Origin of the sequence: Nocardia wallacei (genome assembly GCF_029868745.1) — a bacterium.
GTDB lineage: Bacteria > Actinomycetota > Actinomycetes > Mycobacteriales > Mycobacteriaceae > Nocardia > Nocardia wallacei_B.
On the sequence record NZ_JARWOP010000231.1, the window covers coordinates 43,685 to 51,652 of the forward strand.

Sequence of the window (7,968 nt, forward strand, 5' to 3'; positions counted from 1 at the left end):
CACTGCCGCGAGGCTGTCACCCCGCCGCCGGAGGCAACTCCAGGTCGCCGGTGAGATAGCGCTGAATCGTCGGGCCGACGACGACCGCCAGTTCGTCCGGGGTCATGGACGCCAGCGGTTCCACACAGACCACCTTGCGGGCGATCAGCAACCCGATCATCTGCGAAGCGGCCAGCAACACTCGCGGCACGCCGGTGCCCGGGGGATTGTCCGCGCGTTCCCGCACATCCCGCAGCACCACCTCCAGCAGGAACGCCCGTGCCAGCGCCGGGTCGTTGCCACCGCCCAGAATGCTGCGCAGGGTCGCCACCGCGTGCACGCCGACCGGAGAGTCCCAGATGCCCAGCACCGTGCGCACGATCGTCACACCCAGCTGCTCGGCCGGCGCCGCGGCGATGCGGTCGCGGATCATCGCCGGGTCGAGCGGCAGATCCAGTGCGGCGGTGAGCAATTGCTGTTTCGTGCCGAAGTAGTGGTGCACCAGCGCCGGATCGACACCCGCCTGCCCGGCGATGGACCGGATCGACGCCTTGTCGAAACCCACCTCCGCGAACCGGATTCGCGCCGCGTCCAGGATCGCCGCCCGCGTCCCGGACCGGCCGGGCCGCCGTCCGCTGCGCCCGGACCCGCCGTTGCCGTTCGCGGCGGGGCCGGGCGCGTCGTCGTCGCCCACCGTCACGCCGTCCGCCGTCGTAGCGTCGCCGCCGCCAAAGCCAGTGCGACAGCGGCGAATCCGGCCACGACGCCCAGATCCCGCCACATCTCGCCGGTCACGCCGGGATGCCGGGACACCTGCTGCAGCGCGTCCACGGCGTAGCTCAGCGGCAGCAGGTTGCTGATCACCTCCAGCCAGTCCGGCAGCTGGCCGCGCGGCACCAGCAGCCCGCACAGGAAGAATTGCGGCCCGACCACCAGCGGCATGAACTGCACGGCCTGAAATTCGGTGCGCGCGAAGGCGCTTGCCAGCAGGCCCAGCGCCACTCCGAGCATCGCGTCCAGCACGGCGATCAGCAATACCAGCCACACACTGCCCTCGGAGCTCAGCCCCAGCAGGCCGAAGGAGACCAGGCAGGCCAGCCCGGCCTGGGCGGCGGCCGCGGTGGAGAAGGCGGTGCCGTACCCGGCCAGCAGGTCCAGTTTCGACAGGGGCGTCGTCATCAGCCGCTCCAGGGTTCCCGACGTGCGCTCGCGCTGCATCGCGATGGCGGTGATCAGGAACATCACGATGAACGGCAGGATGCCGAGCATGCTGATCCCCACCCGGTCGAACAGCCGCGGCGCGCCGGGCATCGCCGGGGTGTCGCGATACACGAAGTACAGCAACAACATCAGCAGCGCCGGCACCAGCAGCAGCATGGCGACCGTGCGATGGTCGGCGCGCAACTGCCGCAGGATGCGCGCGGAGGTGGCGGTGTAGCAGCGCAGCGGGGCCGTCGTCGTCATCGGGGCTCTCCCATTTTGATCAGTGCGAGAAAGGCGTTCTCCAGGCTCGATTCGCCGGTGTCGGCGCGCAGTTCGTCCGGGGTGAGCTGGGCCAGCAGCTGTCCGTCGCGCATCAGCAGCAGCCGGTCGCAGTGTTCGGCCTCGTCCATGACGTGGCTGGACACCAGCAGCGTCCGGCCCTGCGCGGCCAGGGCATGGAACTGCTCCCAGAGTTCCACGCGCAGCACGGGATCCAGCCCGACGGTCGGTTCGTCGAGCACCAGTACCTCCGGATCGGCGACCAGGGCGCACGCCAGCGAGGCGCGCGTGCGCTGGCCGCCGGACAGCTGGTTGCCGCGCTGCCGGGCGTGCCGGGTGAGCCCGACCGCGTCGATGGCGGCCGCGACGTCCTCGGCCGAACGTCCGTACAGCGCACCGAAATACGAGACGTTGTCGGACACGGTGAGGTCGTCGTAGATGCTCGGCGCCTGTGTCACGTATCCGACGCGGGACCGCAGCCCGGCGCTGCCCGCCTCCTCGCCGAGCACTCGCACGCTGCCCGCCTCGATCAGCTGCGTGCCGACGACGCTGCGCATCAGGGTGGTCTTGCCGCAGCCGGACGGGCCGAGCAGTCCGGTGATGCAGCCGCGGGGCACGGTGAGTGAAACGTCGTGCAGGACTTCACGTCCCCCGCGGTGCACCCGCAGGTGTTCGACCGCGATGGCGGGGGACGGATCCGGTGCCGTCATGGGTCACCCTCTTATTCATCGTGTGTTGAATTCACTGTGTGATGAATTGTGCGCCCGATGCGGATCCGGCGCAACCCCGGGGTCGACGACGACGAATTGACCCATCATGCCCTGGTCCTCGTGCCACAGCAGGTGACAGTGATACATGTACGGCGTGTGCGGATCCGCGGGTCCGTCGAATCGAAGCGCGAGCCGCACCGTGCTTCCCGGGCGGATCAGGACGGTGTCCTTCGGGCCGGTGAGTGCCGGGGGCGGCGGCGCTCCGTCCACCTCCAGCACCGCGAACTCGACGTCGTGGATGTGGAAGTTGTGCGGCATGCCGTCGGTGTTGCGCACCACCCAGGTCTCGGTGTCGCCGCGGGTGACGGTCTCGTCGATGCGGTCCATGTCCATCGGCCTGCCGTTGATGCCCGGCAGTTGCAGGTCGAACGTGCGCTCGCGGACCGGTGCGGAGTCGGGCAGCGGTGTGCGGGCCAGGCGGTCCGGGATGTTCGACGCGGTGCGGAGCGTCGGACGGGCGCGCAGCTCGAGGAGGTCGAAGGTGTCGTCACCACCGCTGAATCGATTGTTGAAGAAGTTCAGGCCCAGGTCGGTAGGGTAGCCGCGCACCGTGACCCGCTCGCCGGGCCGCATCCGCACCACGATCTCCGCGCGCTCACCGGGCGACAGCTGTACCCGGTCCAACTCGGCCGGGCGGGTCAGCAGCCCGCCGTCGGTGCCGATCAGTGTGAATCTCCGGTCGTCGGCGAGGCCGAAGTTGTAGACGCGGGCGGTCGAGGCGTTGAGCAACCGCAGCCGGACCAGCTCGTCGCCGACCTCGCGGTACGGTGCGAGGGTGCCGTTGACCATCGTCCGATCGCCGAGAAAGCCGGTGTCGGAAAGGAATCCGTGGCTGTGGTCGAACCGGGCGCCCCGGAATCGCACGTCCTGGACGATCACCGGCAGGTCGTCCACCCCGTAGGCGCTGGGCAGCGGGAGGTCCGCGGACTCGTCGTCGATCAGGAACATTCCGGCCAGCCCGCGCTGGACGTGAGTTTCGGTGGCGCCGTGCGGATGTGGGTGATACCAGAGCGTGGCGGCGGGCTGGTCCACGGTCCACGCGGGTGCCCAGAGCGCGCCCGGTGCGATCGGCTGATGCGGGCCGCCGTCCATCGCCGCGGGCAGATGCATGCCGTGCCAGTGCACGGTGGAGGCCGTGCCGAGGGTGTTGCGGACCTCGACGCGTACCTTCTCGCCGCGCCGCGCTCGCAGTGTCGGGCCGAGGTAGTCGCCGTTGAAACCCCACGTCTCGGTGACCTGGCCGGGCTGGAATTCCCTTCTTCCCGAACGCATTTCGAGCTCGAACACGCGCGTGCCGTCCGGCTCTGTGCGGGGCCGCGCCAACGGCGGGACGGTGAGTTCCTCGGTGAAGACGACCGTCCCGACCGTGGACACCTTCGCCTCGGAGTACCGCCAGGCCGTCACTCCCGTCGCTCCGACCAGGACGAGGACGGCGAATACGCTGAGCCAGAACAGCATTCGCCGCATTCGCGACGGCCGGGAGGACATGTCTCGACGCTAGAGCCGAGCATCGCCGCGCGTAATCGGGAAGCGCCCGGAATTCGTCCCGGGTTCGCCCCCTAGAAGGTGGCCGCGAGCGCCGGGGTTTCGCCGGACCGGTCAGCGCCGCCGCCGAAGCGAGCGCACGATGGACGGATTCGACGTACGGTCGGTGGCGTGACCGGTCGTGTGGTGCGACCGACGGGCGCACGGAGGAGGGGGAGTACTCGATGATCGGAACCGCACCGCTGCTCGCGGTGACCGAACGCCTGGTCGGCGGTGTGCGGTGTGCCGTGCACGACAGCGGGCCCGCCGGGTCCACGGAGGCCGTGGTGTTCGTGCACGGGAATCCTGGGCCGATGGACGACTGGGCCGAGCTGGCGCCCGCGATCGCCGGATTCGCGCGTGTGATCGCCATGGACATGCCCGGTTTCGGGCGGTCGGAGCGGCCACGTTCGTTCGAGCACAGCGTGATCGGGCACGCGCGGTTCCTCGGCCTGCTGCTGGACGACCTCGGCGTCGAGCGGGCGCATCTGGTGCTGCACGACTTCGGCGGGCCGTGGGGACTGCGCTGGGCGCTGGACCACCCCGAGCGGCTGGCCGGACTCACCATGATCAACACCGGCGTCCTCGAAGGATATCGCTGGCACCGGTACGCGAAGATCTGGCAGACCCCGGTGCTCGGCGAGCTGTTCCAACTGGCCGGCACCCCACGCGCCATGCACGTCGCGCTCAACCGCGACAATCCCGTCCCGCTGCCCCGCTCCTATGTCGACCGAATCGCCGGCTACGCGGACTGGGCACACAAGCGCGCGGTACTCCAGCTCTACCGCAACTCCCGCGACCCCGCCGCCGCATTCCCCGAACGGCACCTCGGCCTGACCGCCGACACCCTCCCGACCTGCGTGATCTGGGGCGCCGGCGATCGCTACATCCCCGTGCGCTTCGCCGAACAACAGCGAAACCACTTCCCCCAGGCTGAAATTCACATCCTCGGCGGCCTCGGCCATTGGCCCTTCATCGACAACCCCCAGGCCGTCCTCACCCCGCTGGCCGCATTCCTGCGCAAACACGTGGGAGCGTGACGGGCAGCCGACAACGAAGCGCGACCGGAACCTCTACTGCGCGGCTTCGAACGGGCAGTGATGTGGATCACAGTTGTGGGCTGTCACGTTCTTCGTAGCTGTCCTGTCCCATGGGCGACTCATCACCGACGTCCCCCTTGGAGCCGATCATGAACACCGCGAACATCCACCAGATCGTTGTCCTCGGCGCCGGATACACCGGCATGCTGGCCACCGTCCGGCTGGCGCATCGCACCCGGGGTCGCGATGTGCGTATCACCTTGGTGAATCCTTCGGAGCGCTTCACCGAGCGGCTGCGGATGCATCAGATCGCGGCAGGTCAGGAGCTGGGCGATCACCGTATCCCGCAGTTGCTCGAGGGATCGGGGGTGGACTTCCGCCGGGCCGCCGCCACGGCCATCGATCCCGCCGGGCACCGCGTGACGCTGGACGACGGCACCGATCTGACCTACGACACCCTGGTGTACGCCCTCGGTAGCGCCACCGACACCACCGTCGTGCCGGGCGCCGCCGAGCACGCGTGGACGCTGAACGATCCGCGCCTGGCGCACCGCTTCTCGCGGCGCCTGGCCGAGGTCGCGGCGGCCCGCGGCCGCGTCACCGTGGTCGGCGGGGGTCTCACCGGCGTCGAAGCCGCCACCGAACTCGCCGAGAGCCATCCCGAACTGACGGTCACTCTGATCGCGGCCGGTGAGCCGGGGTCGATGATGGGCGATCGGGCGCGGGCCTACCTGGACGCGGCGCTGGATCGCATGGGCATCGTCCGCGAAGTCGGTGTGCAGGTGACCAAGGTGCTGCCCGACGCCGTCCGCCTGACCACCGGCGAACTGGTGGCCTCGGACCTGACCCTGTGGACCGCCGGCGTGCGCGTGCCCCGCCTTGCCGCGGACGCCGGAATCGCCACCGACACAAAGGGTTTGATCGTCACCGACAACACTCTCCGCTCGGTGTCGCACCCCGACGTGTACGCCGTCGGCGACGCCGCCGCGGTACGCCAGGCCTGGGGCGAGATCCACGGCACCTGCCAGAGCGGGATGCCCACCGCCGCCTACGCCGCCGACGCCATCGCCCGGCGGTTGCGCGGCAAGAAGGTGAAGCCGTTCCGCTTCGGCTACTTCCACCAGCCGGTCAGCCTGGGCCGCCGGGACGCCGTCATCCAGTTCACCCACGCCGACGACACCCCGAAGCGCTGGTACCTGACCGGTCGCGCGGCGGTCGTCTACAAGGAGAGCGTCAGCAGCAGCCCGATCCCCTTCTACGCGATGAGCAAGCGGGTGAACGTCCGGGTGGCGCTGTCCAAGGGCGGCCGGGCCACCCGCTGACCCTTGCCGACCGGCCGCCGCCCGGAAAATATGACACCATGCCGGACCACGTAAGCACCGACCCGTTCGACGCGCACCGGCGACTGCTGTTCGGCACCGCCTACCGGATGCTGGGCAGCGTCGCCGACGCGGAGGACGTGCTACAGGACGCCTGGCTGAAATGGCACGCCGCCGATCGCGACGCGATCGAACACCCGAAGGCATATCTGGTGCGTACCGTGACGAATCTGTCCCTGAATCGCCTCACCTCGGCCCGCGCCGTGCGCGAAACCTACGTCGGCCCGTGGCTGCCCGAACCGCTGCTCACCACGGCCGATGCCGCCGCGGAAACCGAGACCGCCGACAGCGTTTCGACCGCGATGCTGGTCGTGCTGGAAACCCTCGGCCCGCTCGAGCGCGCCGTCTTCGTACTGCGCGAGGTCTTCGGTTTCTCGCACGCCGAGATCGGCGATTTCCTCGACCGGCCCGAGACGACCGTGCGCCAGATCGCCCACCGCGCCCGCGGGCACGTCCACGCCCGGCGCCCGCGCTACGACGCCGACGCGGCCGCACGGCGCGAAGTCACGGAGAAATTCCTGGCGGCCGCGCACGGCGGCGACGTCAACGCGCTGATGGCGCTGCTCGCGCCCGATGTCACGCTGTGGAACGACGGCGGCGGCAAGGTCACCGCGGCCCGCCGCCCGCTACACGGCCCCGACCATGTCGCACGCTGGATGCTGGGCGCCATGGCCAAGCCCACCTCCGCCGGGGCCCGGATGGAACCGGCCATCATCAACGGTGAACTAGGGCTGCTGGTCCTGGTCGGCGATCAGCCGATCGGCGCGCTGAGCTACGACATCCTCGAGGGTCGCGTCGAGAACATCCGTTTCCAGGTCAACCCGGACAAATTGCAGGGCCTGCGCCGCGGCGGGGATGCCGTTCTGTGACGGGGTTGTCGCGGGTAAGGCGGGGCTGAGCCCGGGGTGGGGCGTCGGGCGGGGGATGACGCTGGTCATTGGGGCGCAGGGTCTTTCGTCCTCTCCGAGGAAGATCGCTCGGATTATGCCGGTCGTCCGAGTTAGGGTGATCCGCACTGGGGAAATTGCCTCACTCCTGATGAGAAGTGTTCTGCGGTAAGGAATTTCGAAATGCTCATGAGTATGCGCCGCGCCGTCGGGCGGGCTCGCCCCGCGGTCGCCGGGCGGGCCGCCTTCGGACTGGCGCCGCTGTTGTTCGCGGCCGCCGTCGCCACCTCCGCCTTCGTGGCGCCCACCGCCACCGCCGGTCCCGTCCAGTACGTGTGCGGCGCCGGTGAGTACGAGAATGTCGACCAGGCCTGCGTGCAGCGCCCGCAGCAGAGTTCGACGCCGCCCGAAGGCGCCACCGCACAGTGCAAGGACGGCACCTACAGCTTCAGCCAGCATCGCCGGGGCACCTGCTCCGGGCACGACGGCGTCAGCCGTTGGCTGTGACCCGGCCCGAATAGGGACGCGATGAGGGATCGGCCCGGCACGCGGGGTGCCGGGCCGATTCTGCACAATGGATCGCTGTGTCTGCCGAGGAACTTGCCGTCGAACCACCCGCGGCCGCGCGCCGCCTGCTCGGCGCCACCCTGTGGTCCGGTCCCGTCGCCGTGCGAATCGTCGAGGTGGAGGCGTACGGCGGGGACCCGGCCGGGCCGTGGCACGACCCGGCCGCGCCCACCCGCCCCCGGCCGGCCCCGCGCAAATGCCGCCTGTTAGGGCCCCCCGGCGGGGGGGGGGGGGCGGGGGGTGGTCGTCCCTCATGCCCCCCCCCACACCCCCACATCCATGGCCCACCCCCCCCCCCCCCCCCCGGGGGCGGGCCCGATCCCTCATCGCGTCCCTATTC

General features: G+C 70.1%; 9 protein-coding genes. 5 read left to right on the forward strand and 4 right to left on the reverse strand.

The genetic code is table 11. The features are described from left to right. Positions 1-16: 16 nt before the first annotated feature. From QH470_RS19725 to QH470_RS19740, 4 genes are read right to left on the reverse strand one after another with little or no spacing between them, the layout of a single operon-like run. Entirely contained in the window at positions 17-679 is a 663-nt protein-coding gene (locus tag QH470_RS19725; protein ID WP_280273865.1) for a TetR/AcrR family transcriptional regulator, read from the reverse strand. Next, the gene (locus tag QH470_RS19730; RefSeq protein WP_280273866.1) at positions 676-1,443 is read right to left on the reverse strand and encodes an ABC transporter permease; all 768 of its coding nucleotides are present in this window, start codon (positions 1,441-1,443) and stop codon (positions 676-678) included. Before QH470_RS19730 ends, QH470_RS19725 begins: the two co-directional genes overlap by 4 nt. Then, the gene (locus tag QH470_RS19735) at positions 1,440-2,171 is read right to left on the reverse strand and encodes an ABC transporter ATP-binding protein (protein WP_280273867.1); all 732 of its coding nucleotides are present in this window, start codon (positions 2,169-2,171) and stop codon (positions 1,440-1,442) included. The genes QH470_RS19730 and QH470_RS19735 overlap by 4 nt, the downstream gene beginning before the upstream one ends. 15 nt (positions 2,172-2,186) lie before the next feature. After that, on the reverse strand, positions 2,187-3,719 hold the full coding sequence (locus QH470_RS19740) for a multicopper oxidase family protein (RefSeq protein ID WP_280273868.1): 1,533 nt from the start codon (positions 3,717-3,719) through the stop codon (positions 2,187-2,189). A gap of 221 nt (positions 3,720-3,940) precedes the next feature. Here QH470_RS19740 and QH470_RS19745 point away from each other — a divergent pair, with 221 nt between their 5' ends. From QH470_RS19745 to QH470_RS38270, 5 genes are all read left to right on the forward strand, one after another. Beyond that, on the forward strand, positions 3,941-4,795 hold the full coding sequence (locus QH470_RS19745) for an alpha/beta fold hydrolase (RefSeq protein WP_280273869.1): 855 nt from the start codon (positions 3,941-3,943) through the stop codon (positions 4,793-4,795). Positions 4,796-4,944: 149 nt separating this feature from the next. Beyond that, positions 4,945-6,117 carry an NAD(P)/FAD-dependent oxidoreductase gene (locus QH470_RS19750; protein ID WP_280273870.1) on the forward strand — a complete coding sequence of 391 codons (1,173 nt, stop codon included), beginning with the start codon at positions 4,945-4,947 and terminating at the stop codon, positions 6,115-6,117. 38 nt (positions 6,118-6,155) lie between these two features. Next, positions 6,156-7,043 (forward strand): RNA polymerase sigma-70 factor, encoded by an 888-nt coding sequence (locus QH470_RS19755; protein ID WP_280273871.1) that lies wholly within the window; start codon positions 6,156-6,158, stop codon positions 7,041-7,043. Positions 7,044-7,250: 207 nt separating this feature from the next. Continuing rightward, the gene (locus QH470_RS19760) at positions 7,251-7,568 is read left to right on the forward strand and encodes a DUF3761 domain-containing protein (protein WP_280273872.1); all 318 of its coding nucleotides are present in this window, start codon (positions 7,251-7,253) and stop codon (positions 7,566-7,568) included. Positions 7,569-7,645: 77 nt separating this feature from the next. Further along, the coding region (locus QH470_RS38270; protein ID WP_425302706.1) for a DNA-3-methyladenine glycosylase at positions 7,646-7,968 on the forward strand (323 nt) is incomplete at its 3' end.